The sequence below is a fragment of the Kaistia soli DSM 19436 genome (assembly GCF_900129325.1).
In the GTDB taxonomy this organism is placed as follows: Bacteria; Pseudomonadota; Alphaproteobacteria; order Rhizobiales; family Kaistiaceae; genus Kaistia; species Kaistia soli.
Genome location: NZ_FQUP01000001.1, coordinates 11,735 through 38,003 on the forward strand (window position 1 = coordinate 11,735; position 26,269 = coordinate 38,003).

Below are 26,269 nucleotides of genomic sequence, written 5' to 3' on the forward strand. Positions count from 1 at the left end.
GTCAGCGGCTCTGGCATCCAGTTCGCCCTCAAGCAGCGGATGGCAGCGACGCATCTGACAGAGCCCGCGGCCTATTGGCGCCTCGTCACGGGATCGCGCCATGAATTGCAGGAACTGATCAATGCCGTCGTGATTCCCGAAACCTGGTTCTTCCGCGATCGCGAGGCTTTTGCGGCCTTGGCGCGACATGCCCGGGCAAACCGCCGGCCGGGTCAGCACATCCGCATCCTCAGCCTCCCCTGCTCGACCGGCGAAGAACCCTATTCGGCAGCGATGGCGATGTTCGACGCCGGCTTTGCAGCCTCCGATTTTCATATAGAAGGCATCGACGTATCGACACGCAACATCGCCGAAGCGGAACAGGCCGTGTATGGCCGCAACTCGTTCCGCGGCGAAGACCTCGCCTTCCGGGCTCGCTTCTGCGAGCAAGTTCCAGGCGGCTATCGTCCTGTGGCGACAGTGCTGCGGCAAGTTACCTTCCGGGCCGCGAACCTTTTCGACGTGACCGCCACCGCGCCTTCCGAACTCTATGACGTGGTGTTCTGCCGAAACCTTTTGATCTATTTCGATCGCACGCGTCAGGAACGGGCCCTTGCGCACCTGCGCGCGATTCTCGCGCCCGGCGGCATGTTGCTGGTCGGACCAGCGGAATCGAGCCTGCCCGGGCTGTGCGGCTTCGTTTCCGCTCGCATGCCGATGGCCTTTGCCTTCTTGAAGCAGGAGGCGGAGACCACCCCGCGCCCAACACTTCCCCCTGCCCCGAAGGTCAAACCCCAGCGCGTGCTGCGCCCGGCCACTCCCTCTCCAACCCGGCCGACGTCTCGTTTGTCCGCCGCCTCTGCCCGCCCCGAGACAACCGCCGATCTCATGCGGTCGAGCCTCGCGGCCATCGAACGCGCCGCCAATGCCGGGCAGCTCGACGAGGCGAAGGCGGCTGCCGGCCAGCACATCGATCGCTTCGGACCCGCCGCCGAGGTCTATTACCTGCTGGGACTGGCGCATGACGCGGGCAAAGAGCCCGATCGCGCGATCGAGAATTATCGCAAGACGCTCTATCTCGCTCCCGATCATCGCGAGACGCTAGCGCATCTGGCACTGCTGCTGCAACGTCAGGGAGACCTGGACGGTGCCAAAGTGCTGAGCGCGCGGCTGGCAAGGCTTGAAAAGAGGAGCCGCGTGCCATGAGCGGCAGTTCTGAAACCGCAGCGACCAAGACCAGCGGGAGCGCCGGCAGCCTCCTCGACCGTCCGTTGCCGAGCGGCTACCGCGAGGAATGGGCGCAGCATTTCGCGACCGCGGCTCGTGCTGCCGACGCTGCCTCCGATCCGGGTTCACGCGAAGAGACAGTTGTGATCTTCCGCATCGGCGACGAATGGCTCGCGCTGTCGACCGTGCTCTTCCATGAAATCGCCGAGCCGCGACGCATCCACTCGTTGCCGCACCGGCGCGACGAATTGCTGCTCGGCATCGTCAATGTACGTGGCGAACTTCTCGTGTGCGTATCGCTGGCGGCGCTGCTCGGGATCGGCGATAGCTTGTCCAGCGAACGCGGCGAGCGGATGAAGACCTTTGAGCGCATCGTCGTGATCGGCAAGGAGGGCCGCCGCCTGGCATTCCCGGCTGACGAGGTGCACGGGATTCACCGCTATTCCACGCGCGATCTCACCGCGACGCCGGCGACCATCGGCAAGGCTGCGTTGCCTTTCGCGACTGCCATCATCCCGTGGCAGGGACACAGCGTCGGCCGGCTCGACGATCAGCTTGTCCTCGACACGCTCGATCGGAGCATCGCGTGAGCGAGGATCTCAGCCAGTTCTCCCTGCTGGACCTGTTCCGCGCCGAGCTTCAGTCGCAGTCGGCGGCGCTTACGGACGGCCTGCTGGCGCTCGAGCGGGATCCTATTTCAGCGATTCACCTCGAAGCCTGCATGCGCGCTGCCCATTCGCTTAAGGGCGCCGCGCGCATCATCGATCTAGCCCCCGCTGTCCGCGTCGCGCATGTGATGGAGGAGTGCCTCGTCGCCGCACAACACGGCAGGCTTCGTCTCGGTCGCGATCATATCGATATCCTGCTGCAAGGCGTCGATCTTCTAGCGCTCGTGGCATCCGGGACGCCTGAAGGCGGCGACGCGGCCCTTCCGAGGGTCGCCGAATTCGAGCGGCAGCTCGAGCAGGCCGTCGCATCGGGCAGCGCGGCGCCAGCGGATGACGCCATAGCGCTGGAACCGGCTCCCGCCAGGGAGGGAACCGCCGCGACGGACGTTGCGACCGGCGACGCGACGCCATCGGCCGGCGGGTCGGACCGGATGGTGCGTATCACGGCCGAGGGCATGAACCGCCTGCTGGGACTGGCAGGCGAATCCTTGATGGAGGCCCGCCGTCTTCGCCCCTTTGCCGATGCCCTGCAGCGCCTCAAGCGTCATCACGCGAGCCTTGCAAAAGCCCTCGACGATCTCCGCGCCACGCTCCCGCCACAGGGCGGCGATCCGCAGACCAGCCAGGCATTCGGCGAAGCGCGGGACCGGCTCGCCGAAAGTCGTGACTTCCTAGCCGACCGACTTGCCGAGCTCGACGCGATCGATCGCCGCGCGACGGACCTTGCCAACCGGCTTTATGCCGAAACGATCGAGAGCCGGATGCGGCCCTTCGAGGATGGTGTGCGCCATTATTCGCGCATGGTGCGCGATCTCGGCCGCGCGCTCGGCAAGACGGTCAGTCTTGAGATCGTTGGCGGCTCCAACGGCATCGACCGCGACATTCTCGATCAGCTCGATGCACCCCTCGGTCACCTGCTGCGCAACGCCGTCGATCACGGCCTGGAAATGCCCGAGGAGCGCATAGCCGCCGGCAAACCGCCGGAAGGGGTGATCCGTCTCGAAGCCAGGCACAATGCGGGGCTGCTGCAAATCATCGTCGCCGACGACGGCCGCGGCATCGATATTGACAGGCTGCGCCGCGCCATCGTCACGCGCAACCTGACGAGCGAGGCGACAGCGGCGAGCCTCAGCGAGGCTGAACTGCTCGCATTCCTGTTCTTGCCGGGCTTTTCGATGAAGCCGACGGTCACCGACATTTCCGGCCGCGGCGTTGGGCTCGATGCCGTGCAGAGCATGGCGAAGCAGGTACGCGGCGTTGCCAGTGTCACGACGCAGCCTGGTACGGGCACGCAGTTCCAGCTGCAGCTCCCGCTGACCCTGTCCGTGGTGCGCACGCTGCTCGTCGAGATCGCTGGCGAGCCCTATGCCTTTCCGCTCGCCGGCATCACGCGGACCTTGCGCCTGCCGCGCGACGCGATCGAAGTGCTCGCGGGACGGCCTCATTTTCGCTTCGGTGCGCGCCAGGTTGGGCTCATCACGGCGCATGAACTGCTGGAACGAGGCGAGCCGCGATCCACAAGCGAGGATCTCGCGGTGGTCGTCATCGGCGAAGACGCGGACTCCTACGGCCTGATCGTCGACCGCTTCCTCGGCGAACGTGAACTCGTCGTCCGCCCGCTCGATCCTCGCCTCTCCAAGGTCAAGGATGTCAGTGCCGCCGCGCTCATGGAGGATGGCTCGCCAGTCCTGATCATCGACATCGACGACCTGATCCGTTCAGCCGAGAAACTCGCCGGTTCGGGCCGTTTGCGCACACTGCGACATGGCCTCGCCAAGGCCGATGAGCGGCCCCGCAAGCGCATCCTGGTGGTGGACGATTCGCTTACCGTCCGCGAACTGGAGCGCAAGCTGCTGGATCATCACGGCTATGAGGTCGAGGTGGCCGTCGACGGAATGGACGGCTGGAACGCCGTGCGGGCCGACAGCTTCGACCTCGTGGTGACGGATGTCGACATGCCGCGCATGGACGGGATCGAGCTGGTCACGCTAATCAAGCAGGACGGCCGGCTGCGCAGCCTGCCGGTGATGATCGTTTCCTACAAGGATCGCGAAGAAGACCGCCGACGTGGTCTCGACGCCGGAGCGGACTATTATCTGACGAAGGGAAGCTTTCACGACGAGACTTTGATCCACGCCGTGGCGGACCTGATCGGAGAGGCATCAGAGTGATGCAGAACGTGCGCCGACAGGGAGCGAGACAATGAGGATCGCCGTGGTCAATGATCTGCCGATGGCCGTCGAGTTGCTGCGACGGCTGATCGCGGCGACGCCCGAACACCAGCTGGCCTGGACCGCCGCCAACGGGCGGGAGGCGGTGGAGGCCTGCCGGCGCGATTTGCCCGATCTCGTATTGATGGACGTCACTATGCCCGAGATGGACGGCGTCGAGGCGACCCGGCGGATCATGACCGAAACCCCCTGCCCGATCTTGCTGGTCACGGCGAGCATCGATGCGAATGTCGCGGGTGTCTATGAAGCGATGGGGTATGGCGCGCTCGACGCTGTGGATATCCCCTCTGTCGGCCAGAACGGTGAGCTTGCCGAACAGGCCGACCTCCTCCGCTCGAAGATCACGACGATCCGCAAGCTGATGGGCGATAACCGCGTACCGCGAGCCCCGCAGGGGTCGCACAGCCGCGAGCCACGCAGCGCCCGAAAGCTCGTTGCGATCGGCGCCTCGGCGGGCGGCCCGGCTGCGGTGGCGACGGTTCTTGGTGGTCTTCCTGAAGATTTTTGCGCGGCGCTCGTGCTGATCCAGCATGTCGATGAGAAATTCGCTCCGGGCCTCGCGGACTGGCTTGGCCAGCACACAGCTCTTTCGGTCCGAACCGCGGCGGAAGGCGACCGGCCGGAGACAGGCGTCGTATTGGTCGCGGCGACGGGCGACCACCTCGTCTTCAAATCGACCGGTGAACTCGGCTATACGTCCGAACCGCGCGATTATCCCTATAGGCCATCCGTCGACGTGTTTTTCGAGAGCGCGGCGCTGCGATGGCGCGGCGAATTGTGTGGCGTACTTTTGACCGGAATGGGCAGAGATGGAGCCAAGGGCTTGAAAATGCTGCGCGATCGTCACCATCTGACGATTGCGCAGGACAAGGCGACAAGCGCCGTCTACGGAATGCCGAAAGCGGCTGCCGCGCTCGATGCGGCTTCTGAGATTCTTCCACTCAATGCGATTGCCGGCCGGCTCGTCGAAGCCAGTCTGCGATCATTCTGAAGAGGGCAGCATGACTGGCCAACCGGACGCGGATGCGGCGTCATCCCTTGCACCGGCCGAGAATTACAACTCCATGGTCCTCTTGATCGACGATCAAGTGCTGATCTGCGAGGCAGTGCGACGCGCACTGGCCGGCGAAGCGGATCTCGACTTCCACTACTGCACCAATCCACTCGATGCGCTCCGCGTTGCGGACGAGGTCAAGCCGACGGTCATCCTGCAGGATCTCGTGATGCCCGGCATCGACGGGCTCGATCTCGTTCGCCAATATCGCGGCAAGGCGACGACGCATGCCGTCCCGGTCATCGTTCTCTCGACGAAGGAAGATCCGTCGATCAAGAGCGACGCGTTCCGTGCCGGCGCCAACGACTATCTGGTGAAGCTCCCCGACCGGGTCGAGCTCATCGCGCGTATCCGCTATCACACCCGCGCCTATCTGGATCACGTCCAACGCGACGCCGCCTATGCCGCCCTGCGGGAAAGCCAGCGCCAGTTGATGATCGCCAATCTCGAACTGGAGCGGCTGACCCGGATCGACGGGCTCACCGGGCTCGGCAATCGGCGGTACTTCAACGAATATATCGAGGCCGAATGGCGACGCGCTGCCCGAACCGGCGCCCAGATGTCGCTGATCATGATCGATGTCGACTATTTCAAGCGCTATAATGATACCTATGGCCATCTGGCCGGCGACGAGGTCCTGAAAAAGGTAGCCGGCGTCATCCAGACCGGCGCCAGTCGCCCGGCTGACCTGGCGGCGCGCTTCGGCGGCGAGGAATTCATCATCGTCCTGCTGGATACACCGCTGGACGCCGCCGGACAGATTGCCGATCGCATCGTGCAAGGCGTTCGCGATCTCACGATCGCCCATGGCGACGGCTATCTGACAATCAGCGCCGGCGTCGCCGCTGTCGCGCCGCGCGAAGGTCTGACGCTCGAAAGTGCCATCAACGCCGCGGACCTCGCGCTCTTCCGCGCCAAGGCGGCCGGACGCTCGCGCGTCGAGCTGGCCGATATGCAGACAGACTAGCCCCATCGGCATAGCCAAAAACTCACCGGGCGCCTGAGTTCTTCACGAGTTTCCGCTTGGGTGCTTGCAGTCCTTGGCAAATGAGATGCGGCCTTCATCTCAAGCGGATAGGATGCCAATCCCATTGGCGTCAGGATGCGATCGCAGGGACAACACTATGTCGGACACGAGACTGAGCTCACTGGCGGGGAAGCCTGTTCCCCGCGCGATGCTGGCCAATATTCCCCGCCTGATGACCGCCTATTTCGCGTTGACACCCGACGCCGAGGTTGCCGCGCAAAGGGTCTCTTTCGGGACCTCGGGCCATCGTGGTTCCGCCTTTGCCGCCGCCTTCAACGAGTGGCACATCCTGGCGATCACGCAGGCCGTCTGCCTCTATCGCCGCCAGGCGGGGATCACCGGTCCGCTATTCCTGGGCATGGACAGCCATGCCCTGTCGGAAGCGGCGCAGACCAGCGCCATCGAGGTGCTCGCGGCGAACGGCGTCGAGACGATGATCGACGCGCAGGGCGGCTACACGCCGACGCCTGTCATCTCGCATGCCATCCTCACTTATAACCGGGGTCGCACCGAGGGCCTCGCCGACGGCATCGTAATCAGCCCGTCGCACAATCCCCCCGACGAAGGCGGCTTCAAATACAATCCGACCAACGGCGGCCCGGCCGATGTCGACGTCACCGGCTGGATCGGCAAGCAGGCCAACGCCTTCCTCCTCGCCAAGCTCGAGGGCGTCCTGCGCATGCCCTATGCGCGTGCCCGAAAGGCCGCGTGCATTCACCCCTATGATTTCGTCACGCCCTATGTCGCCGACCTTGCCAATGTCATCGACATGGACGCGATCCGCGGCGCGGGCGTGAGGATCGGCATCGATCCGTTGGGAGGCGCTGCGGTCAACTACTGGCAGCCGGTCATCGAGCGCTACGGCATCGATGCGACTGTGGTCAACGACGTGGTCGACCAGACCTTCGCCTTCATGACCGCCGACTGGGACGGCAAGATCCGCATGGACTGCTCGTCGCCCTATGCGATGGCGCCTCTGATCGCTCTTCGTGACAAGTTCGACGTCGCCTTCGCCAACGACACCGACGCCGATCGGCACGGGATCGTCACGCCGTCAGGCGGGCTGATGAATCCGAACGCCTTCCTGGCGGCCTCCGTCGCCTATCTCTGCGCCAACAGGCCGGAATGGGATAGCGCGAGCGGCATCGGCAAGACGGCCGTCTCCAGCGGCATGATCGACCGCGTCACGGCCAAGATGGGCCGGCGGCTCGTCGAGGTGCCCGTGGGCTTCAAATGGTTCAGCAAGGGGCTGATCGAGGGCACGCTCGCCTTTGGCGGCGAGGAAAGCGCCGGCGCCTCCTTCCTTCGCCGCGACGGCCAGGTGTGGACGACCGACAAGGACGGCCTCATCATGGGCTTGTTGGCCGCCGAGATCACGGCGCGCACTGGCATGGATCCGAGCCAGCTCTACGCGTCGGTGACCGCCGATCTCGGCCAATCCTTCTATGCCCGCATCGACGCGCCGGCCACAGCCGAACAGAAGATGCTGCTCTCGAAGCTCGATCCCGCACAGATCGCGGCGACGGAACTCGCCGGCGAGCCGATCGAGGCAAGATTGACGCGCGCGCCCGGCAATAACGAACCGATCGGCGGCGTCAAGGTTGTCACCCGCAACGGCTGGTTCGCCGCACGGCCCTCGGGCACCGAAGAGGTGTACAAGATTTACGCCGAGAGCTTCCTGAGCGCGGAGCATCTGAAGCGGGTGCAAACCGACGCCCAGGCCGTGATCTCGGCGGTGTTTGAGGCGAAGTAGGCCGACGGCAGGCTGGGCCGTTACGAGCCTAGCGCGGACCGCCTGGATTGCTGGGCCGTCCGCCGCTCCCAATCGCCAAAGATCACGAATTCTGGAAATCGGCGGCGGCGCGCTGGTGAAGCGCAAAACGCCTCCTATATGCATTGTGCAGTGCAGCATGAACCGTTCTTGCTGCCTCCTGAAATAGGCATTCCGCTTGGCGGATTGCCGCCGAGGAGCCACAATGCGCAATCTCTCCGATACGATCGCTCGCCTGGCGGCATTCAAGGCCATGAAGCAGCCCGCTGCGCCGTCAGCCACTGACGACCGCCTGTCGGACCTCGGCCCTTTTGGGTCGAACCCCGGCGCGCTCAAGGGCCGGATTTATCTTCCGAAGCGGCGCTCCAAGCCGATGCCGCTCGTGGTGGTGCTGCATGGTTGCACGCAGTCAGCCGCGGGCTATGACGCCGGCACCGGCTGGTCGGTGCTGGCGGACGAGGCTGGTTTCGCCCTGCTCTTCCCCGAACAAGTCCAAGCCAACAATCTCAACGGCTGCTTCAACTGGTTCCAGTCGTCGGACTTCAAGCGCGACCAGGGTGAGGCATTGTCGATCCGCCAGATGATCGAGCGGATGGCCACCACCTATCCGATCGACCGCAGCCGGATCTATGTCACCGGGCTTTCGGCAGGCGGCGCCATGGCTCTCGTGATGCTCGCTGATTATCCCGAGCTCTTTGCCGGCGGCGCGATCATTGCGGGCCTCCCCTACGGTGTCGCGACGACGATTCCAGGCGCGTTCGATACGATGCGTGCGCATGGACTGCCGGATGGCCCGGCTCTGCGCAGACTGCTGCCCGATGCAGAACCGGCGACTGGCTGGCCAACACTGTCCGTTTGGCAGGGGACCGGCGACCGGACCGTCGGCGCCGCCAATGCCGACGCGATCATCGAGCAATGGCGCGGCGTGCATCAGGTGGCGGCGGAGCCGGACGAGGTCGTCAAGTCGGGCCGGCTGACGCATCGGACCTGGCGCGACACCGGCGGCGGCATCTGCCTCGAACAACTGCTGATCGCCGGCATGGGGCATGGCACGCCGATCGACGACAAGGGGCCGGATGCGCTTGGCGCTGCTGGTCCGTTCATTCTCGATGTCGGCATAGCCTCGACCCGCCTGATCGCGGAGCGCTGGGGGCTCACGGAAGAGAACGCGACTTCGGACGTTCAGACACGAGCGCGCGTGCTGGAGCCTGACGAGATGCTGGTATCGGCCGAAATGCCGATGCGCGACGATCCTTCCGCCAGGCGGCAAGGCACGAACGGAGCCAAGGCCGAGCCGGCAGGCCATCAGGGGGCTGGCGGAATCCGAAAGGTGATCGAGGACGCGCTTCGTCAAGCGGGTCTCATGTAGCCGCAAACCGCCTATCGGCTGGCGCAACGCCATGCAGCGCCAGCCGATAGGCAATCCACGATGCGGTGATACCCGCCCTGACGCTGCGAAGATCGGGCGCCGCGAGACGGACGCCGACTCCGGCGCGCATCGGCAGCGGACTCGCGGCGCCATAGAGATCGCCGAGCGACCCAAGGCGCTCCGTCAGCGTCAGCGCCAGCTCCTCACACCTCCCGATGCCCTCGGGCATCACCATCAGCACCGTTCCGAACGCCGCATAGCGGGAGCCGCGTCGCCGCGGGAGAGCCATGATATCGAGCCGGTCGATCAGTGCCGCTTCACCCGCGCGTCTCAGGATCGTCGATGAGGTCAGGCGGCGAAAGGAACGGGCCTCGCCAAGCGGATCATGGACCGTGAACGCATCGGCGATGATCGCCGCGCCAGATCGCGCCACCTCGATCTCAACCGTCTGGTCCAGCGCGGAATCTGGAAACAGGATGCGCGGCTCCGGCAGGTATTCGAGTTGGCCATCAGGGGCGACCTCGAGCGTGATGGCTTCGCGGCTTGTAAACCCCGGATGAGCGCGATGCACCGAGGTCGCCCCCTGCGTGGTGATATGCGCCGCCGCGCCCGGTGCGACGCGGATGCGCTGCTTCAGGCGGTCCTCGCCATGCACGGCGCCACTGCTCGTCTGCACGATCACGGACAGCATATGCGCCGGGACGGCATCGAGCGCGAAGGAACGTGTCAGCACGAAAGGCCACGCAAACAGCCGTCGATCCATCACGGTTCGCTCGCCGCGCCGGGCAAAGCCGAGATCAAGCTGCGCGTGGGTTGCGAGCGCCGCGATGGTCACGCCCGAAACAGCACGTCTTTTTCGATCATCGCAACCACCGCATCGATGCCCTCGCCACGCCGGCAATTGGTCAGCAGCACGGGGCGGTTGGCGCGCACGGTCAGCGCCTCGGCATGCATGCGGCCAAGATCGACGCCGACATGGGGCGCGAGATCGGTCTTGTTGATGATGAGGACGTCGCAGCGGATGGGCCCCGGCCCCCGTTTTCGTGGAATGTCGTCGCCGCCAGCGACATCGATGACGAACAGCCAGAAATCGGTGAGATCGCGAGAGAATGTCGAGGCGAGATTGTCGCCTCCGCTCTCGATCAGGATCAGCTCGACGCCCGGAAACCGTCGCTCCAACGCATCGGCGGCTTCGATGTTCAGCGTCGGATCCTCACGGATCACCGTGTGCGGGCAGGCACCCGCCTCGACGGCCGAGACGCGCTCCGGATCGATCAGGCCCGATCGGCGGATGCGCTCGGCATCCTCCGCCGTCACCAGGTCATTGGTGATGACGGCGATATCGATGCCGCGCGCCTGCAGCGCCGGGATGAGGCGCTCAACGAGCGCCGTCTTGCCGGAGCCGACCGGTCCGCCAATGCCGACCCGCGCCGCCGCGACAGGCTTCGTCGCTATTTGAGTCACCACGTTCATCGCAGCATATATCTCCGGGCTAGCGGCACCTTCACGGCGGGCGGACACATCAGGAGCTTGCCATCGGCCCGCACTTCGAAGGTCTGGGGATCGACCTCGACAAACGGCTTGGCGCTGTTCCTCAGCATGTCCGACTTGCCGAGCTTGCGGACGTTCCTGATCGGGACACTTTGTTTGCCGAGGCCGAGCCGGCCGCGAACATCGGCGTCGATCGCAAGCTTCGACATGAAGTTGACGCCGAGATGCCGCGGCGCAGCGCCGAGCGAGCCCCACATGGGGCGTTGGATCATCGGCTCGGAGACGCTGAGGCTGCCATTGCCGTCACCCATGGCGGCCCAGGCGACAAAACCGCCCTTGATCACCATGAACGGCTTGATGCCGAACGAGGCACGCGGCCAGATCACCAGATCCGCCATCTTGCCCGGCTCGATCGAACCGACGTGATCGGCGATTCCGACTGCGATCGCCGGATTGATGGTGAGCTTGGCGATGTAGCGCTTGACGCGTTCATTATCCGCCCGCGCCGTCGTCTCTTCGGCCAACCGCCCGACGCGCTCCTTCATGACGCTGGCGAGTTGCCAGCAATTGGCAACATTCTCGGCCAGACGCCCCATGCCCTGCGTGTCCGTGCCGAAGATCGAGATCGCACCCATGTCATGCAGGAAATCTTCCGCAGCCATCGACTGCGCGCGCACCCGTGCTTCACCGAACACCACGTCTTCGGGCGTGTTGTAGTTGAGCTGGTGCGCTATCATCGTCATCGGCACGCCCTCTTCCATCCCATAGCTGGTGTAGGGGTTGGTGGGGTTGGTCGAGGACGGGATGACGTTCTCGTAGGAGACCACCTTGAGGAGGTCCGGCGCGTGGCCGCCGCCTGCGCCCTCGACGTGATACATGTGGATCGTGCGGCCATCGACCGCCGCCATCGTGTCCTCGCAGAAGCCGAACTCGTTGATCGAATCGGTGTGCAGGTGAACCGCGAAATCGTTGCGGTCCGCCGCGACGAGCGTCTGGTCGATCACGGCCGGCGAGGCGCCGAAGTCCTCATGGATCTTCACCGACATGCCGCCGGCTGCGACCGATTCCTCGACCGCGCGCGGATCCGAGCCGCCGCGCCCGAACAGCGCGAAATTGAGCGGCGAATGCTCGGTGGCCTGCAGGAACCGCCCGAAGGTCGCCGTGCTGCCGCTGCCGACTTCGAAAACCGGTCCGGGACCACCGCCGACCAGCGTTGTCGTTCCTCCGGCCAGCGCATGTTCCGATTGCTCGGGCGACTGGATGTGCGCGTGACTTTCCACGGCGCCGGCCGTCACGATAAAGCCTTCGCCGGAGACCGGCGACGTCGTATGGCCGACGATGAGATCGGGATGGACGCCCGGCATGACATCGGGATTGCCGGCCTTGCCGATGCCGACGATGCGACCGTCGCGGATGCCGATATCGGCCTTCACGATGCCGGCAACTGCATCGATGATCGTCGCGTTCTTGATGACGATATCGAGGATCTTGTCGGACGAGGTCCGGTAGGCGTTGATGCCTTCGCCGTCGCGCAGGTTTTTGCCGGCGCCAATAAGGAGTTCGTGGCCATAGACGGTGTAGTCCTCCTCGATTTCCACGAAGAGCCCGGTATCGCCGAGGCGGACAAGATCGCCCTTGGTCGGCCCGTAGAGGTCTGCATAGGCCTTGCGGCTCATCATGGCCATTGTGTTCAGGCTCCCCGATAGCCGCGGGCGCGGGCAAGCTCGAGTGATCGTTCGCGCGCGCCGGGCTCGTCGAGCGGACCGTTCACGAGGCCGGCCTGGCCCATCACGATGCGGTCGCCGGCGATCGGCACCAGCCGCACGGTCTTTACGACGCCCGGCTCGAAGCGGATGCCGGTTCCGGCGGGGCGATCGATCTTCATGCCGAACGTCGCGGCGCGATCGAACTGCAGCGCACGATTGACCTCGAAGAAATGCGAATGGCTACGGACCTGGACGTCGCGGTCGCCCGTATTGACGACGTCGAGCGTGACGACCGGCTGGTCGGCGAACATCGCAATGTCGCCCTCCCCGCCAATAATTTCGCCCGGGACGACCTCGTCGAGCAACGGCGCCGCGCCGCGTGAAATCGGCTCGAACAGCGCCATGACTTTCGTGCCCTCGGCGAAGTGGCACTCGATGTAGATCATCGTCACCATCTCGGCGACGCCCGGCTCGACGTCGTCTGTCGTGAGCAACTGGCTCGCCATGTCGCGAATCTCGGCATAGGGCATGTCGCGCCGAGCGGCGAGCATGACCTCGTCAGTCAGGAGCGCCACAGCCTCAGGATGGCTCAGGCGGATGCCGAGCGCCCGGTTTCGGCGCGCCATTTCCGCCGCCGTGAAGATAACGAGGCGGTCCATTTCGGTCGGCGTCAGGTTCATCATGGCGAGCCCCGTTTCAGGTCGTGAACATGCGGACATGCCGCGAGGGATTGCGCGAGATCGCGATATCGATCAGCGGCGTGAAGCTCGACGGGCGCAGTTCGTCCGGACACAGCTCGGCCACCAGCATTGCCAACTGCCCGCGTGCGGCGATCAGGCTGCCCTGCGCCTCGACATGGCCGATGATACCGAGGCGCACGGCGGCGCTGGCCAGGCCGTTCACCAAGGTCCAGCCGGACACAAGTTCCGCCGCTTCGAGACTGAGCCCGGCGTCGCGATAGACGACGGCCTGGACGACAGGCAGATGGCCAAGACGCGGATTGTCATCCAGCATAGCGCGATAGGCCTGCGACTTTGCATGGCCGAGGCGCGCCGAGACGCCGAGCAGCGCGCGGCCGGCCCGGCGTGAGCCGTCGCGCATCGGTGCTGAGGGAGTCGCCACATCGGCGAGACGGTCGATGACCGCCACCGCTTCGAGATCGGCGGCGCGAAAGGCCCGGCGCAGCAAGGGACGGTCCATGGTGCTCCAGCGCGCTTCGAGATGCTCGCCGATCAGTTCGTCGAGATCGGCCGCTCCTTTCAGCAGGCCGTCGGCGGCAAGTCCCTCGACGCCCCAGGAGAAGGCAAAGCCTCCGGCTGGATAGGCGCTGTCGCCATATTGGCAGAGCGCAAGCGCGGTCAGGGCGTCAAACATCGGCAAGATCCGAGACCTCGCCTTCAGCGATCAGCGGCGCGATCCGGGCGCGGTAATCGGCAAGCGGCCCGTCCAGCAACACGGCGAGGCAATCATCCTCGAAGCGCACGCGCCAATGGAGGTTGCCGGCGTTCCAGCCGAGCTTCAGTGCTGCAGCAGGCGTTGACGGTCGGAGGCGCCAGATCGCCTGGGCACCGAAGCGCGCGATGATGGCACGTTCCGGCCCCAAATAGAGCAGCGCCCCATCGACGAGCTCCTCGTCGCGGTCGAGGCTGACGGCACAGTCCGTGCCGCGATCGGTGGCGAGGCGAAAGCGCTTGCGCCCGGCATCCTCGGGCGGAACGAACAGCAGTTCGATGCCGTCGTGATGCTCGAGCGCATGCAGGCGTCCGCGATAGGCCGGATCCGTTTCCCTGCCGATGATCCCGTGAAGTCTCAGCATCGCCCTGATCTCCGCGCGTCGTTCAATGGGTGTCGAAGATTTGCTGGTATTCCGCCACGGCCGCTTTCAACGCGGCGACTTCGGCATCGGTCGGATGAGCCGGATCGGCGGCGGCGGGCAGGCTGCCGAACTTCATCAGCGCCGCCATCAGCAACAGCCGCGCCTTCGTGGCGGTGAGGTTCATGCCGGCGATCGATAGCGGATCGGGATCGGCAAAACCCTCCGGATAGCCGCGGCCGACACGGACGACGGGCGCGCCGCTGAAGCTTGCCTGACGCAGCATGGCCATGCGCAATTCAGATGTCGCCATGCCGTAGGGCACCAACCCCTCGACGACGAAGCCGACCAGCCGGCCGCTCTCGAGTCGGTGCCGGATCAGAAAGCCGAGATCGGCCTCGCCCTCGGGATCATCGCCGAACGCATCGGCGGCGAAGCCACCATCCTTCACGATCGACACGAGTGGGATGGCATCGCCACGCAGCTTCCCGCTTTCGTCCTTCACGACGACGTCGACCTGATCGATACCATCCGGGGTCAGCTGCGTCGCGGTCACGCGCGTCGGCAGGCTGGTCAGCTTGACCGCCGACGAGGCCGTATGGCGATAGGCCGGCAGATACATGAGGTAGGGTTTGCCGGTATGGGTGACCTGGCCAAGTATGCCGCCATGGCCACCGGTCGCTATATAGCCGCCGGGTCTCGCGTCGACCTTCGCGACCTCGCGTGCGGCGAAGAACTGCTGCTCCTGGATAACGACCGTTCCGCAGCGATTGCCGCCCTTGCCATCGTCCCAGATGCGCGACTGGATGTAGGTGACGGAGTCGACGATGTTGGCCGGGCCGTCATTGCTGATCTGTCCCTGCGGCCGCTGCGCCGCGTTGCAGGCGATCGGCAGGTTGGTGTCGATGAGGAGATTGAACCAGTAGGCGATTTCCTCGACCTGCGGACTGCCCTGCGTCCAGATCGCGCCGTCATAATTGCCCGAGGACATGATCGCCTGGACGTCATTGGTGATCTTGGCGAGGACCGGGCGCGGCGGCGACTTCGCGAGATGGAAGGGCTTGTAAGCAAAGAAGTCCCAGCCGAGCCTTTCCGCCTCGATATCGCCTGTTCCGGTATCGGTGCGCCGATCTTCCTCCAGTCCCTTGCTGAAGCCGCCCGGCGGAGAGACGCGATAGAAATCGACGTAGGCGCGGCCGCCGATCAGATTGCCGAGCCCGTCCGCCCCGATCGAAAGGCGGTCGATCTCCTCGAAACTGCGCGAGCCATCCGGGAAAAACCCCTGCCGCGAGACACGGCCGCCCGGGACAGGCGCCTCCTCCTCCCAGGGCGAGCCGTCCCGTTGCAGCGCCATATAGGGCAGCGGATAAAGACCGTCCTCAGGCGAAAGCTCGATCTCGTAGACAGGCTTGTCGCTTTCCGCGCGGCGCTCGGCACTGAAGCTGCCGTCGGCGCCGATATAGCCATCGGGCGGGGCATAAAGCTCGGCGCTGTCAGCCTCGAGCGGATGGGCCGAAAACTGCTCGACATAGACTTTCGCTGGCGCGGCAAGACGCTGAGCGCGAAGCACGTCGAAGGCGGCGTTTTCTCCGTCACCGGCGGAACGCGTCGGCAGCCCCCTGGCAATGCGCGCCTTGTTCGACGTGACCAGCGGAGGCGTGTTCTGGATTGTCGCCGTGGGACCGGCAAGATGGGCGATGCGAATCTTCGTCATGCGCCCTCTCCCCCGCGCACAGCGAGCAGCTTCTTTTCCATCATCATGTGCACCCCCTTGGAAACATTGACGGTCTGGGTGACGTGCAGGTCTCCGGCGAGGCTGCAGAGCATGTAGGCGTCCGCGGCCGAGAGGCCCGTCTTCTCGCCGATCAGGGCGATCATCTCGCGCAGTGCTTTCACGGCGCATTGGTCAAGATCGGGGTCCATGCCCATGGTGATGTAGTGGGTGTCCGTCTCGGCGCGCGGATAGGTGAAGGCGAGATCCTTGTGCGGGATGAACTCGAACGTCCCGCTGAGCGCCGTTTCGATGGCCGTCACGCAGACTTCGCCATCGCCCTGCGCGCCATGCCCGTCGCCGCAGGAGAACAGTCCGCCGTCGGTGAAGACCGGCAGGAATAGCGTGCTGCCGGCGACCAGCTCCTTGTTGTCGAGATTGCCGCCCGTCGCCTGCGGCGCGATCGAGGAGATGCGGCCCCATCCCTTGGGCGGCGCGAAACCCATCACGCCGAAGAACGGCTTCAGTTCGAGCTCCAGCCCCCAGGGCAGAATGCCGACATTGCGGTCGCGATCGAGCGGAATGTTGGCGTGGCGCGGCTCGTCATAGTCGTGCGGGAGCGTGCCGAGCAGCGGCAGGATGAGGTTGAAGCCCCAATCCTGCAGCAGGGAGACCTCGTGGATGCGAATCTCGACGACCATGCCGGGTTTCGCGCCTTCGATATAGACAGGTCCGGTCAGGATATGCGGGCCCTCGGCGCGAAGCCCGGCATGGATCGCATCGAGGCCATCCGGGATATGGAACTTCGTCCGGTCGGGCAGAACGTCCGGTGGCCCCGTCACCGTATCGATCGTCACGATGTCGCCGCTCGCGACCGTCAGCGCAGGCCGTTGCGTCGCATCGAAATAGCCCCAATGGCAGGTCTCGACGCTCGGCTTCAGGTGGAACTTCGCCACTCTTCTGTCCTCCAGGAACGGCGTGAGCCGGGCGTTGCAGCCGAAGCAGGGCCGCTCATCTCGGCATCGCAGGGGTTTGTCGGTGAGGGAAATCTCTCAAATGGCAGCCGCTAAGCCTGACGACCCAGCATTTCCGCCCTCGCTGCGGCCAATTGGGATGCGTTCGTACAAACCGATGGCTGTATGGCTGGCGCGCTGAAGGCCAGCCTCTGACCCTCGACGCCGACGCGGTAACAGCGCGCCATGTGGCCGCGTGCATCAACGGTCTCAGGCGGCATGGCGACGGCGCATTCGGGCTTCGCGTAGCCGCAGCGCGGCAGGAAGCTGCAGCCGTCGGGAAGCGCCCTCAGATCAGGCGGACTGCCCGCGATTGCCTCGAGCTGGACGCCGCGCTCCTGGTCCTTCACCGTCGAGGCAAGCATCGCCCTCGTATAAGGATGCTGCGGGCGATTGAGGACGTCGGCGACGGTGCCGTATTCGATGATGCGGCCGGCATACATCACGGCGACCTTGTCCGCGATCTGTGCCGCGACGCCGAGGTCATGCGTGACGAAGATCATCGACATTTCCATCTCGCGCTGCAGCTTGCGCAGCAGCACCAGGACCTGGATCTGCACCGAGGCATCGAGTGCCGTTGTCGGCTCGTCCGCCAGCAGGAGGCTCGGGCGACAGGACAGCGCCACGGCGATCATCGCCCGCTGACGCAGCCCTCCCGACAATTCGTGCGGATAGGCCTTCAGCCGGCGTTCGGGAGAGGGAACGCGCACGAGTTCCAGCAGTTCGAGGGCCCGCGCCCAAGCCGCCTCACGGCCGAGCCCCTCATGACGGCGCACCGTTTCCACGATCTGGTCGCCGATCGTGTAGAGCGGGTCGAGCGCCGTCATCGGCTCCTGGAAGATCATCGAGATCGTCGAGCCGCGGAGCTTCGACAGCACGCGGTCGCTGACCGCGCCGATGTCATGCTCGCCGACCTGCATGCTTCCCTCGATCACCGTCCGCTTCTTGGGATGAAGGCGCAGCAGCGAGCGCATCATCACCGACTTGCCGGAGCCGGACTCGCCGATGACACACAGCACCTCGCCCCGCGCGAGGTCGAATGTGACACCGTTGACGGCGCGGACCGTCGCTTCGCGACTGACGAAGCGAACCCGCAGATCCTTTACGCGGACAAAGGGCGCCGCCAGTGGCATTGAGCCGGAGAGATTGGTAGGCGTCATGTCGTTCATTTCGTTCTCCTGCGCCAAAGGTCAGGCACGAACCGCGAGCGGCGCACGACTGTGGCCGGAACCGGGATGAACCATGTGGCAGGCGGCCAGATGGTCCTGGGCAGACGATCGCAACACATCGCCGAGGGACGGCGCCTTGGACATGCAGACATCCTCCATGAACGGGCAGCGCGTATGGAAGCGACAGCCCGATGGCGGATTGACCGGGTTGGGCGGATCGCCGGCGAGTGGCGCCGCTTCGACCCGTTCCTCGGGATCCATGGACAGCCGACAGGCCAGCAGAGCCTGCGTGTAGGGGTGCTGCGGATCCTCGTAGATCTTGTCCACGGGACCGATCTCCACGACCTGACCGAGATACATCACCAAAACGCGGTCCGAGATGTAGCGGACGACATGGAGGTCGTGGGAGATGAAGATATAGGTGAGGTTGAGCTGCCGCTTGAGATCCTCAAGCAGGTTTAGCACCTGCGCCTCGACGGACTTGTCGAGCGCCGACACGGCCTCGTCAAGGATAAGGAGCCGCGGATCGAGCGCCAGAGCTCGGGCGATATTGACGCGCTGCTTCTGGCCGCCCGAGAGTTCATGCGGATAGCGTTGAGCGAACAGGTTCGCCTTGAGGCCGACCTTCTCCATCAGCGCGCGCGCCTGAGCCTTGGCCACCTTTGACGATGCGCCCTGCACTTTCGGGCCATAGGCGATCGACTGCTCGATCGGCAGGCGCGGATTGAGCGAGGAATAGCTGTCCTGGAACACCATCTGCAGGGCGCGCCGAAGTCCATCGAGCGGGACGCCGGTTTCCTCGCCGACGAGATCACCATCGAGGATGAGATGGCCGTCGTCGCGATCGATGAGATGCATCAGCAAGCGCGCAAGCGTTGACTTGCCACAGCCGCTCTCGCCGACGATGCCGAGCGTCTCGCCCTTGACGACGTAGAACGAGATGTCGTCAACCGCCTTGACCTCGGCGACCGTCCGGTTGAGCACGCCGGCGCGAATGGGGAAGTACTTCCGGATGCCGTCGACGATCAGCATCGGCTGGGCGGGACCGCCGCGATCACGCGGATCCTCGGAGGCGGCCGCGGGTGGCGATATTGCCATCTGGGTCATCTGCGTCCCTTTCGATCAGGCCTTGACGTCCATGGCCTGGCGCAAGCCGTCGCTCACCAGGTTGAACGCGATGGAAGTGACGAGGATTGCGACGCCGGGAATGGCGGAAACCAGCGGCTGCACATAGATCGACTGCCGCAGGGTCGAGAGCATGAGCCCCCAATCGGCCGTCGGCGGCGATACGCCGAGCCCCAGAAAGGACAGGCCCGAGGCCAAGATGATGGAGATGGAAACGAGCGTCGATGCGTAGACGAGCACCGGTGACATCACATTGATGAGCACATGGGTGAAGAGGATCGAGGTCGTCGAGGCGCCGGTTGCGCGCGCGGCATCGACGAAGTCCATGTTGCGGACTTGGCTCGTCGCCGTTTCGGCCACGCGGCAGATAGGCGGAATGAGCACGACGGTCAGGGTCAGCATCTGGTTGGTGATGCCGCCACCGAGGCTACCGGAGATCGCCACCGCCAGAAGAACCGAGGGAAAGGCGAAGAAGATGTCCATGGTGCGCATGATGCCCATGTTGACCTTCCGCCCGTAATATCCGGCCACGACGCCGAACAGGCCGCCGATCACCGTCGCCAGGATGACCGGGACGATGCCCATCAGCAGCGAGACCCGACCGCCATAGAGAAGACGGCTCAGCATGTCGCGACCCTGCTCGTCGGTGCCGAGCAGGAACTGCTTGTAGCCGATCGGCCTGAGACGATTGGCCATCGACGACTTGTAGGGATCGAACGGAGCCAGCCAGGGAGCGAACACCGCCGAAAGCACAATCAGGATGATGAGGGCGATGCAGAACAGCGTGACATAGTCGTAGCGCAGCCTCTGCCACACGCCGCCCCAATAGCTGCGCACGCGCGCGGTCGGCGCGGACTGGCTGGGAGCAACCGCAAGCGAATTGGCGACAGCGTCGGTCATCGGGTGCCTCTCAGCTTCGTTTGATGCGCGGGTCGATAAGCGACTGCGCAAGATCGACGACGAGATTGATGAGAACGAAGGCCGTCGCGAGCACGAGGATGGTTCCCTGCAAGAGCGGGATATCGCGCGTCAGGATCGCCTTGTTCAGCAGGTAGCCGGTGCCCGGCCAGGTGAAGACCGTCTCGACCAGGACCGAACCACCGATCAGGTAGCCAAGTTGCAGGCCGAGCATGGCGACGGCTGCCGGCATGATGTTGCGGACGGCATGGATCATGACCTCCGTCTCGGTCAGCCCCTTGGCACGCAGCGTCTGGACAAAGTCCTGGTTGAGGATTTCCGAAAGCGAGGAACGGGTCGTCCGCGTCATGATGCCGAGCGGTGGGAGGGCCAGCGCGATGATCGGCATCACGGCAAACCTGAAGTCGCTCCAGCTCAGATAGTCGAAGCCTTTGGAGCCTCCGGCGCCCATGCCGGTCGCCGGGAGCCATGACAGGTTGACCGCGAAGATGATGACCAGGATGACGCCAAGCCAGAAGGTCGGGACGCTGATGCCGAACACCGCGACCGCCGTGATCGCCTTGTCGACAAGCCCCCCTGATCGATAGGCGGCCGCAACGCCAAAGATCGTCGACAGCACGAAGGCGATCACCACAGCGATCATCGCGATGACGATCGTATTCATGAACGCGCGAAGCACCTCGCCCGTCACCGGGGTATTGTTCGCGATCGACATGCCCATGTCGCCGACCAGCACCTTGCCGAGCCAGATCACGTATTGGACAGGAAGCGGCTTATCGAGACCGTAGGCGGCGCGCAGCCTCTCGGCGTCGGCCTGGCTCGCCGTTGGCGAGAGGAGATTCTGGATCGGGTCTCCCGGCGCGATCTGCACCAAGGCGAAGCAGATTACGGTCACGCCGAAAAGGATCGGGATGGTCAGGATGATGCGCCGAAGCGCGTAAAGCCACATCGCTTGCCTCCGTAATTCGGATCGTCCCGGCCACACGGTCCATCGCCGGGAAAAGGGCCGCGAACTAAAACCGTCCGCGGCCTTTCGTCGTCAGATCATGGCGCGACGACGATGGGGGTCAGGTCCTGGAACCAGCTCTGCGCCTGCACGAAGCCGGAGAGCTTCGGCGAAAGCGCACGCGGATTGAGGTCGTGGACGATGTAGAGTTCCGAAGCGTCGGCTACGGCCATCTCGTTCATCTCGGTCAGCAGGGCGTTGCGCTTCGCCGGATCGAATTCGGCCAAAGCCTGCTTGCCGAGGTCGTCGAGCTTCGCATTGGAGTAGAAGCCCCAGTTGCAGCAGGCGGGCGGCTGATATTCGGTCATCCACTTCTTGAGGATGCCCTGCACCGGGTCGATCGGCGCCATCGAGAAGTTGATGGCATTGAAGTCGCTCTTCGCAGCGCCTGACAGGAAGACACCAATCAGCGCATTCCAGTCCATCGGCTCGAGCTGAACCTGGAATCCGACGGCCTCGAGTTGCTCCTTGACCAGTTCGTTCATCGGCAGCGGCTGCATCTGCCCGGAGCCGGAGGTCGAAATGCCGACCTTGATCTTACAGGGCGAGCAGTTCGCTTCCTTCAGCAGCGCCGCAGCCTTGTCCGGATCATAGTCATACTTGACCGGGTGTCCGTACCAGGGCTGAGAATCGATCAGCGTCTGGTCCGCCGCCACCGCCACGCCCTGCAGCATGTCGACCATATCCTGCCGGTTCATTGCATAATTCGCGGCCTGCCGGACGCGGATATCGTTGAAAGGCGGCGTGTCGACCCGCAGCATGTAGTCCCAGTTATGCGGATAGGGCACGGTGATGATCTGCATCCCCGCATCCTTGAGGCGTGGGATGGTGTCGGGCGACGGCGCCTCGACGAAGTCGACCTGGCCGGAGAGCAGCGCGGCGGCGCGTGTCGATGCCTCCGGCATCGGCAGCAGGACCAGCCGATCATGCTTGGGAATTCGCGCCGGATTCCAGTATTTGTCGTTCTTGACCAGTTCGAGCCGCTCGTGCGGCACGACGGAATCGAACTTGTAAGGCCCGGTTCCCGACGGCTTCTTCATGTAGACATTGTAATCATTGCCAGCCGCCGTGACGGCGCAATTCGAAATCATGTAGTACATTGCCATTTCGTAGGGAAACAGCGAGCTTGGCGCCTTTGTATTGATGGCGATCTTGTAGTCATCCAGTTTGTCGACGCTTGCGATGTTCACCACATAGGTGCCCATCTGGCCGACGTGGCGCGCGTTGAACTGCGGCGCCTTGGGGTCCATCACGCGGTTGAAGTTCCAGATCGCGGAATCGGCGTTCCACGGGCAACCGTCGTGGTAGGTGACACCCTGGCGCAGGTTGAAGATCCAGCGCTTGTTGTTCTGCGGATCGATTTCCCAGCTGGTGGCGAGGCCGGGGACGACGTCGGCGGCCTTGTCGGAGCTCGACAGGTCCCAGAGGGCGAGAGCGTCATAGAGCGTGTAGCCGGCGAAGCGGTATCCCTCATATCCCTGGTCGGGAGCGCCGGTGTAGTCCGGGATATCCGCGGCGGTCATCGCGACGCGCAGGACGGACTCGGCCGATGCATTCCCTGCAAGGCCGAGACCGAACATCGCAATCGCAGCCAGCTTAAGCACGCCTCGCATTCTCGGTGAGTTCATATGTTCTCTCCTGATTGTCGTCCGCCCTGCCCGGCAGGCGCTCATCGGGAGTTTCGCAAGGGCTGTGCCAGCGCTACGGCACGGCCGGCAAGCGGTGACAAAACGACCAAATATCGCCGTTAAAAATATTGTTAATCCTATATTTTCCGCCATTTCTGGACGCTGCGATTTTTTCTTCGAGCACTTATATAGCGCAGTAAAATCGCGCTTTTGTGCGCCATTCCGCACGAGCCGCCGCGCGTAATTCGCAGGCAGTATGACTATATTTTCGACATTCAATATTATCGTTTGCAACTAATCGGTTTTCACATATAACCGCCTTCATTCCCTTGGGAGGCATGATGGGCCAGATGGACAAGGCTGAATTCGCGCGGACATTCCGCGGGGCCAGGACGACGTCGTCCGGCCGACGCATTTCTCCGGCACACCTCATGGGCCGCAGGGCCGCGGATCCTGGTCGTGCAACCCGACTAGGCCTTCTCCGCTCCGAAGCACGCTTGCGGCCGATGGGCGGAACGCGATGAGTGCGCCGCTGCACTATGCCTCGCTGCTCGAGGTCTCGGCCCTCGTCGCGTCGGGTGACATCTCGCCCGTCGGCCTGACCGAGTTGATGCTGGAACGGATCGCAGCGGTCGATCCCGCCCTCAATTCCTATCTTCTCGTCACAGCGGACACCGCCCTCGCCGAGGCAGCCGTGGCCGAAGCAGAAATCAGGTCTGGCCGCCACCGCGGGCCGCTGCACGGCGTTCCGATCGCACTTAAGGATCTCTTCCATACGCGCGGCGTCGCCTCGACCTTCGGCACCCTCGCCTATCGGGATTTCGTCGCCGACAGCGACGCCACATTGGTGCATCGCTTGAAGACCGCCGGCGCGACCATTCTCGGTCGCCTGCACCTGCATGAAGGCGCATTCGGCGAGCATCATCCGGCGCTCGGACGCTGCATCAATCCGTGGAATGAAGCCTATTGGCCGGGCGGATCCTCTTCGGGCTCCGGCGCGGCCACCGCAGCTGGCCTTTGCTTCGCAAGCCTCGGCACGGATACGGGCGGCTCGATCCGCTTTCCGTCCGCGGCCAATGGCGTCACCGGCCTGAAACCGACCTGGGGCCGGACCAGCCGCCACGGCGTGTTTCCGCTCGCTGATTCACTCGACACGATCGGGCCGATGGCACGCAACGCCGCCGATGTCGCAGCGATGTTCAACGCCATGGCCGGCGCCGACCCCTGCGATCCGACCAGCCTTTCAGCGCCTGTTCCGGATTATCTGGCCGCGCTCGACGGCGTACTCGGCGCACGCGGACTGCGGATCGGGATTGACGAGGTCTATCTCGAGACGGGCGTCGACGACGAGACCGTAGCAGCCATGCGCCAGGCGATTGCAGACTTCCGCGATCTCGGCGCGACGCTTGTGCCCGTCACCGTGCCGGATCGCCGAGAGGCGACCCTCGCCCAGATGGTGATCACCGACACGGAAAGTGCCGTCTTTCACAAGGACGTCTTTGAGGCCGACAAGAGCCTATTCGGCCCTCAGCTCGCCGCGGCGCTCGAACGCGGGATCAGCTATGACGCCCTGACGATGTCGCGCGCCTATATCAAGCGCGACCGCTTCAAAGGCGAGATCGCCCGGCTGTTCTCCAGCATCGATGTGCTGATCTCGCCTGTCTATCCGATGGTTGGAGCGCTTTACGAGGAAATGGACTCGTATCTTGCCGATCTCGTCGGTTTCCTCGGCTTCACCTCGCCTTTCAATGTCAGCGGAAGCCCGAGCATCACGCTGCCTTGCGGTGCCGCCGCCGTCGGCATGCCGATCGGCATGCAGTTGATCGGTCCGCATCTGTCGGAACCGACACTGCTGCGCGCGGCCCATGCCTTCCAGCAGGCAACGGATTGGCACACCCGCCACCCTCCCCGCTTTTGACCTCGAGCAAGGAAGTGACCGCCATGTCCCTCGGCGACGTCCATTATCAACCGCTCACATCGATTGCGAAGCGCATCGAAGCGGGCGACCTCTCGCCGGTCACCGTGACGGAGGCGATCCTCGCGCGCATCGATGCGCTCGATGGCGAGCTCAAGAGCTACACCACCGTCACCGCCGATCTCGCGCTTGAACAGGCCGAAAAGGCCGAAGCCGAAATCGCCGCCGGAATCTATCGTGGGCCCATGCATGGCGTTCCAGTTGCCGTGAAGGATCTCTGCTTCACCAAGGGCATCAAGACCACAGGCGGCATGACGATCTATGCCGACTACATTCCAGACCATGACGCGACCGTCGTGACGCGGCTCGCCGATGCCGGCGCCGTGCTGCTCGGCAAGCTGCACATGACGGAGGGCGCGACCCTTGAGCATCATCCGGATCTGCCAGAACCGGTGAACCCGTGGAAGAACGACCTCTGGACCGGCGTATCGTCGTCGGGATCGGGCGTCGCCACCGCCGCGGGTCTCACCTTCGCCTCCATCGGCTCTGATACGGGCGGATCTATCCGCTTTCCCTCGGCCTGCAATGGCCTGACGGGAGTGAAGCCGACATGGGGCCGGATCAGCCGCTTCGGCATCTTCGATCTCGCCTCGACCTTCGATCATCTGGGGCCGATGGCCCGCTCGGCAGCGGACGCGGCGGCCATGCTACAGGCGCTGGCGGGCTGGGACCCGAAGGACTCCACCTCGCTTTCGACGCCGGTTCCCGATTATCTCGGCGAATTGGACGGCATCTATGGCGCGCGCGGCGTGCGCGTCGGCATCGACTGGGACTATGCCGGCGCGGATGCCGATCCGGTCTCGCTCGGGTTCATCGAGGATGCTGTCGACGTGCTCGGCGAGATCGGCGCGCTCACGCAACCGATCCATTTCCCGTCGCCCGATGCGCTGCTGCAATACACCATGCCGATGACCATGGCCGAAATGGCGGTGCATCACGAGGCGACCTATCCCTCGCAGGCCGAGAAATATGGCGGCTGGATCAGCGAAGGCCTCAAGGCGGGGCATGGCGTCAGTGCCCTCGATATCGGCAAGGGCATCATCGAACGCTACAAGTTTCGCGGCGCCGTCGCGCGGATGTTCGACGATATCGACGTCTTCGTCATGCCCGTATTCCGCACGGGGACGCCGACCTGGGAGGAAGTGCGCGCTGCAGTCGCTGAAGACTTCAACATCATCGGCAAGTTCACCTCGCCCTTCAACGCAACAGGCACGCCGACGGTAACGCTGCCTTGCGGATATACCGAGGACGGCCGCCCGGTTGCGATGCAGTTTGCCGGCAAGCCGGGGTCCGAAGCTCTGTTGCTTCGCGTCGCACACGCCTACCAGCAGGCGACCGACTGGCACACGCGCCGTCCGCCGATCGCCTGATCGCTGGCAAGCAGCGCT

Annotated in this window: 22 protein-coding genes; 9 read left to right on the top strand and 13 right to left on the bottom strand. The window is 64.4% G+C overall.

Annotated features, from left to right (window positions below):
• Positions 1 to 39: 39 nt before the first annotated feature.
• From BUB39_RS00060 to BUB39_RS00090, 7 genes are all read left to right on the top strand, one after another.
• Entirely contained in the window at positions 40 to 1,185 is a 1,146-nt protein-coding gene (locus BUB39_RS00060; RefSeq protein WP_244540188.1) for a CheR family methyltransferase, read from the top strand.
• Positions 1,182 to 1,796 (top strand): chemotaxis protein CheW, encoded by a 615-nt coding sequence (locus BUB39_RS00065; protein WP_073050834.1) that lies wholly within the window; start codon positions 1,182 to 1,184, stop codon positions 1,794 to 1,796. The genes BUB39_RS00060 and BUB39_RS00065 overlap by 4 nt, the downstream gene beginning before the upstream one ends.
• Positions 1,793 to 4,045 (top strand): hybrid sensor histidine kinase/response regulator, encoded by a 2,253-nt coding sequence (locus BUB39_RS00070; RefSeq protein WP_073050835.1) that lies wholly within the window; start codon positions 1,793 to 1,795, stop codon positions 4,043 to 4,045. The genes BUB39_RS00065 and BUB39_RS00070 overlap by 4 nt, the downstream gene beginning before the upstream one ends.
• A 31-nt stretch (positions 4,046 to 4,076) precedes the next feature.
• Positions 4,077 to 5,096 (top strand): chemotaxis response regulator protein-glutamate methylesterase, encoded by a 1,020-nt coding sequence (gene cheB, locus BUB39_RS00075; protein ID WP_073050836.1) that lies wholly within the window; start codon positions 4,077 to 4,079, stop codon positions 5,094 to 5,096.
• A 10-nt stretch (positions 5,097 to 5,106) separates the two neighbouring features.
• A complete protein-coding gene (locus tag BUB39_RS00080; RefSeq protein WP_073050837.1) occupies positions 5,107 to 6,126 on the top strand; it encodes a diguanylate cyclase in 1,020 nt (339 codons plus the stop codon).
• A gap of 157 nt (positions 6,127 to 6,283) precedes the next feature.
• Positions 6,284 to 7,939: a phosphoglucomutase (alpha-D-glucose-1,6-bisphosphate-dependent) gene (gene pgm, locus BUB39_RS00085; RefSeq protein WP_073050838.1), complete on the top strand. Its 1,656-nt coding sequence runs from the start codon at positions 6,284 to 6,286 to the stop codon at positions 7,937 to 7,939.
• Between the two features lie 223 nt (positions 7,940 to 8,162).
• Positions 8,163 to 9,326 carry an extracellular catalytic domain type 1 short-chain-length polyhydroxyalkanoate depolymerase gene (locus BUB39_RS00090; RefSeq protein ID WP_073050839.1) on the top strand — a complete coding sequence of 388 codons (1,164 nt, stop codon included), beginning with the start codon at positions 8,163 to 8,165 and terminating at the stop codon, positions 9,324 to 9,326.
• On the opposite strand, the gene BUB39_RS00095 is transcribed toward BUB39_RS00090, so the two are convergent.
• The 13 genes from BUB39_RS00095 to BUB39_RS00155 form a co-directional block, all read right to left on the bottom strand.
• Positions 9,319 to 10,161, bottom strand: a complete 843-nt coding sequence (locus BUB39_RS00095) for an urease accessory protein UreD (RefSeq protein WP_073050840.1) — start codon at positions 10,159 to 10,161, stop codon at positions 9,319 to 9,321. The two genes, BUB39_RS00090 and BUB39_RS00095, sit on opposite strands and share 8 nt — an antisense overlap.
• Positions 10,158 to 10,799, bottom strand: a complete 642-nt coding sequence (gene ureG, locus BUB39_RS00100) for an urease accessory protein UreG (RefSeq protein WP_139251290.1) — start codon at positions 10,797 to 10,799, stop codon at positions 10,158 to 10,160. Before ureG ends, BUB39_RS00095 begins: the two co-directional genes overlap by 4 nt.
• Positions 10,796 to 12,502, bottom strand: coding sequence for an urease subunit alpha (gene ureC, locus BUB39_RS00105; protein WP_073050841.1), 1,707 nt, complete (start codon positions 12,500 to 12,502; stop codon positions 10,796 to 10,798). Before ureC ends, ureG begins: the two co-directional genes overlap by 4 nt.
• A 5-nt stretch (positions 12,503 to 12,507) precedes the next feature.
• Entirely contained in the window at positions 12,508 to 13,206 is a 699-nt protein-coding gene (ureB, locus tag BUB39_RS00110; RefSeq protein ID WP_084526801.1) for an urease subunit beta, read from the bottom strand.
• 13 nt (positions 13,207 to 13,219) lie between these two features.
• Positions 13,220 to 13,897, bottom strand: coding sequence for an urease accessory protein UreF (locus tag BUB39_RS00115; RefSeq protein WP_073050842.1), 678 nt, complete (start codon positions 13,895 to 13,897; stop codon positions 13,220 to 13,222).
• Entirely contained in the window at positions 13,890 to 14,339 is a 450-nt protein-coding gene (gene ureE, locus BUB39_RS00120) for an urease accessory protein UreE (protein ID WP_073050843.1), read from the bottom strand. Before ureE ends, BUB39_RS00115 begins: the two co-directional genes overlap by 8 nt.
• Before the next feature lie 22 nt (positions 14,340 to 14,361).
• On the bottom strand, positions 14,362 to 16,050 hold the full coding sequence (locus BUB39_RS00125; RefSeq protein ID WP_073050844.1) for an asparaginase domain-containing protein: 1,689 nt from the start codon (positions 16,048 to 16,050) through the stop codon (positions 14,362 to 14,364).
• The gene (locus BUB39_RS00130; protein WP_073050845.1) at positions 16,047 to 17,003 is read right to left on the bottom strand and encodes an acetamidase/formamidase family protein; all 957 of its coding nucleotides are present in this window, start codon (positions 17,001 to 17,003) and stop codon (positions 16,047 to 16,049) included. Before BUB39_RS00130 ends, BUB39_RS00125 begins: the two co-directional genes overlap by 4 nt.
• Before the next feature lie 110 nt (positions 17,004 to 17,113).
• Positions 17,114 to 18,229, bottom strand: coding sequence for an ABC transporter ATP-binding protein (locus BUB39_RS00135; RefSeq protein ID WP_244540112.1), 1,116 nt, complete (start codon positions 18,227 to 18,229; stop codon positions 17,114 to 17,116).
• A gap of 21 nt (positions 18,230 to 18,250) precedes the next feature.
• Positions 18,251 to 19,327 carry an ABC transporter ATP-binding protein gene (locus BUB39_RS00140; RefSeq protein ID WP_073052629.1) on the bottom strand — a complete coding sequence of 359 codons (1,077 nt, stop codon included), beginning with the start codon at positions 19,325 to 19,327 and terminating at the stop codon, positions 18,251 to 18,253.
• A gap of 24 nt (positions 19,328 to 19,351) precedes the next feature.
• Complete coding sequence (locus tag BUB39_RS00145) at positions 19,352 to 20,254, bottom strand: ABC transporter permease (RefSeq protein ID WP_073050846.1); 903 nt, start codon at positions 20,252 to 20,254, stop codon at positions 19,352 to 19,354.
• Positions 20,255 to 20,264: 10 nt separating this feature from the next.
• Positions 20,265 to 21,221, bottom strand: coding sequence for an ABC transporter permease (locus BUB39_RS00150; RefSeq protein WP_073050859.1), 957 nt, complete (start codon positions 21,219 to 21,221; stop codon positions 20,265 to 20,267).
• A gap of 95 nt (positions 21,222 to 21,316) precedes the next feature.
• Positions 21,317 to 22,906 (bottom strand): ABC transporter substrate-binding protein, encoded by a 1,590-nt coding sequence (locus tag BUB39_RS00155; RefSeq protein ID WP_084526803.1) that lies wholly within the window; start codon positions 22,904 to 22,906, stop codon positions 21,317 to 21,319.
• Between the two features lie 520 nt (positions 22,907 to 23,426).
• On the opposite strand from BUB39_RS00155, the gene BUB39_RS00160 reads away from it, so the two are divergent.
• Together BUB39_RS00160 and BUB39_RS00165 are read left to right on the top strand one after the other, a co-directional pair.
• Positions 23,427 to 24,824, top strand: coding sequence for an amidase (locus BUB39_RS00160; RefSeq protein WP_073050861.1), 1,398 nt, complete (start codon positions 23,427 to 23,429; stop codon positions 24,822 to 24,824).
• A gap of 23 nt (positions 24,825 to 24,847) precedes the next feature.
• The gene (locus tag BUB39_RS00165; protein WP_073050862.1) at positions 24,848 to 26,251 is read left to right on the top strand and encodes an amidase; all 1,404 of its coding nucleotides are present in this window, start codon (positions 24,848 to 24,850) and stop codon (positions 26,249 to 26,251) included.
• Positions 26,252 to 26,269 lie beyond the last annotated feature (18 nt).

Excerpts from the sequence above, each read along its gene's own strand:
- BUB39_RS00080 (WP_073050837.1), top strand. The coding sequence starts at position 5,107 with ATGACTGGCCAACCGGACGCGGATGCGGCGTCATCCCTTGCACCGGCC.
- cheB (WP_073050836.1), top strand. The coding sequence starts at position 4,077 with ATGAGGATCGCCGTGGTCAATGATCTGCCGATGGCCGTCGAGTTGCTG.
- BUB39_RS00115 (WP_073050842.1), bottom strand. The coding sequence starts at position 13,897 with ATGTTTGACGCCCTGACCGCGCTTGCGCTCTGCCAATATGGCGACAGC.
- BUB39_RS00165 (WP_073050862.1), top strand. The coding sequence starts at position 24,848 with ATGTCCCTCGGCGACGTCCATTATCAACCGCTCACATCGATTGCGAAG.
- BUB39_RS00125 (WP_073050844.1), bottom strand. The coding sequence starts at position 16,050 with ATGACGAAGATTCGCATCGCCCATCTTGCCGGTCCCACGGCGACAATC.
- BUB39_RS00060 (WP_244540188.1), top strand. The coding sequence starts at position 40 with ATGGCAGCGACGCATCTGACAGAGCCCGCGGCCTATTGGCGCCTCGTC.
- ureC (WP_073050841.1), bottom strand. The coding sequence starts at position 12,502 with ATGGCCATGATGAGCCGCAAGGCCTATGCAGACCTCTACGGGCCGACC.
- BUB39_RS00145 (WP_073050846.1), bottom strand. The coding sequence starts at position 20,254 with ATGACCGACGCTGTCGCCAATTCGCTTGCGGTTGCTCCCAGCCAGTCC.
- BUB39_RS00160 (WP_073050861.1), top strand. The coding sequence starts at position 23,427 with ATGAGTGCGCCGCTGCACTATGCCTCGCTGCTCGAGGTCTCGGCCCTC.
- BUB39_RS00155 (WP_084526803.1), bottom strand. The coding sequence starts at position 22,906 with ATGAACTCACCGAGAATGCGAGGCGTGCTTAAGCTGGCTGCGATTGCG.
- pgm (WP_073050838.1), top strand. The coding sequence starts at position 6,284 with ATGTCGGACACGAGACTGAGCTCACTGGCGGGGAAGCCTGTTCCCCGC.
- BUB39_RS00135 (WP_244540112.1), bottom strand. The coding sequence starts at position 18,229 with ATGAACGACATGACGCCTACCAATCTCTCCGGCTCAATGCCACTGGCG.
- BUB39_RS00150 (WP_073050859.1), bottom strand. The coding sequence starts at position 21,221 with ATGTGGCTTTACGCGCTTCGGCGCATCATCCTGACCATCCCGATCCTT.
- BUB39_RS00065 (WP_073050834.1), top strand. The coding sequence starts at position 1,182 with ATGAGCGGCAGTTCTGAAACCGCAGCGACCAAGACCAGCGGGAGCGCC.
- ureB (WP_084526801.1), bottom strand. The coding sequence starts at position 13,206 with ATGATGAACCTGACGCCGACCGAAATGGACCGCCTCGTTATCTTCACG.
- BUB39_RS00140 (WP_073052629.1), bottom strand. The coding sequence starts at position 19,327 with ATGGCAATATCGCCACCCGCGGCCGCCTCCGAGGATCCGCGTGATCGC.
- BUB39_RS00090 (WP_073050839.1), top strand. The coding sequence starts at position 8,163 with ATGCGCAATCTCTCCGATACGATCGCTCGCCTGGCGGCATTCAAGGCC.
- ureG (WP_139251290.1), bottom strand. The coding sequence starts at position 10,799 with ATGAACGTGGTGACTCAAATAGCGACGAAGCCTGTCGCGGCGGCGCGG.
- ureE (WP_073050843.1), bottom strand. The coding sequence starts at position 14,339 with ATGCTGAGACTTCACGGGATCATCGGCAGGGAAACGGATCCGGCCTAT.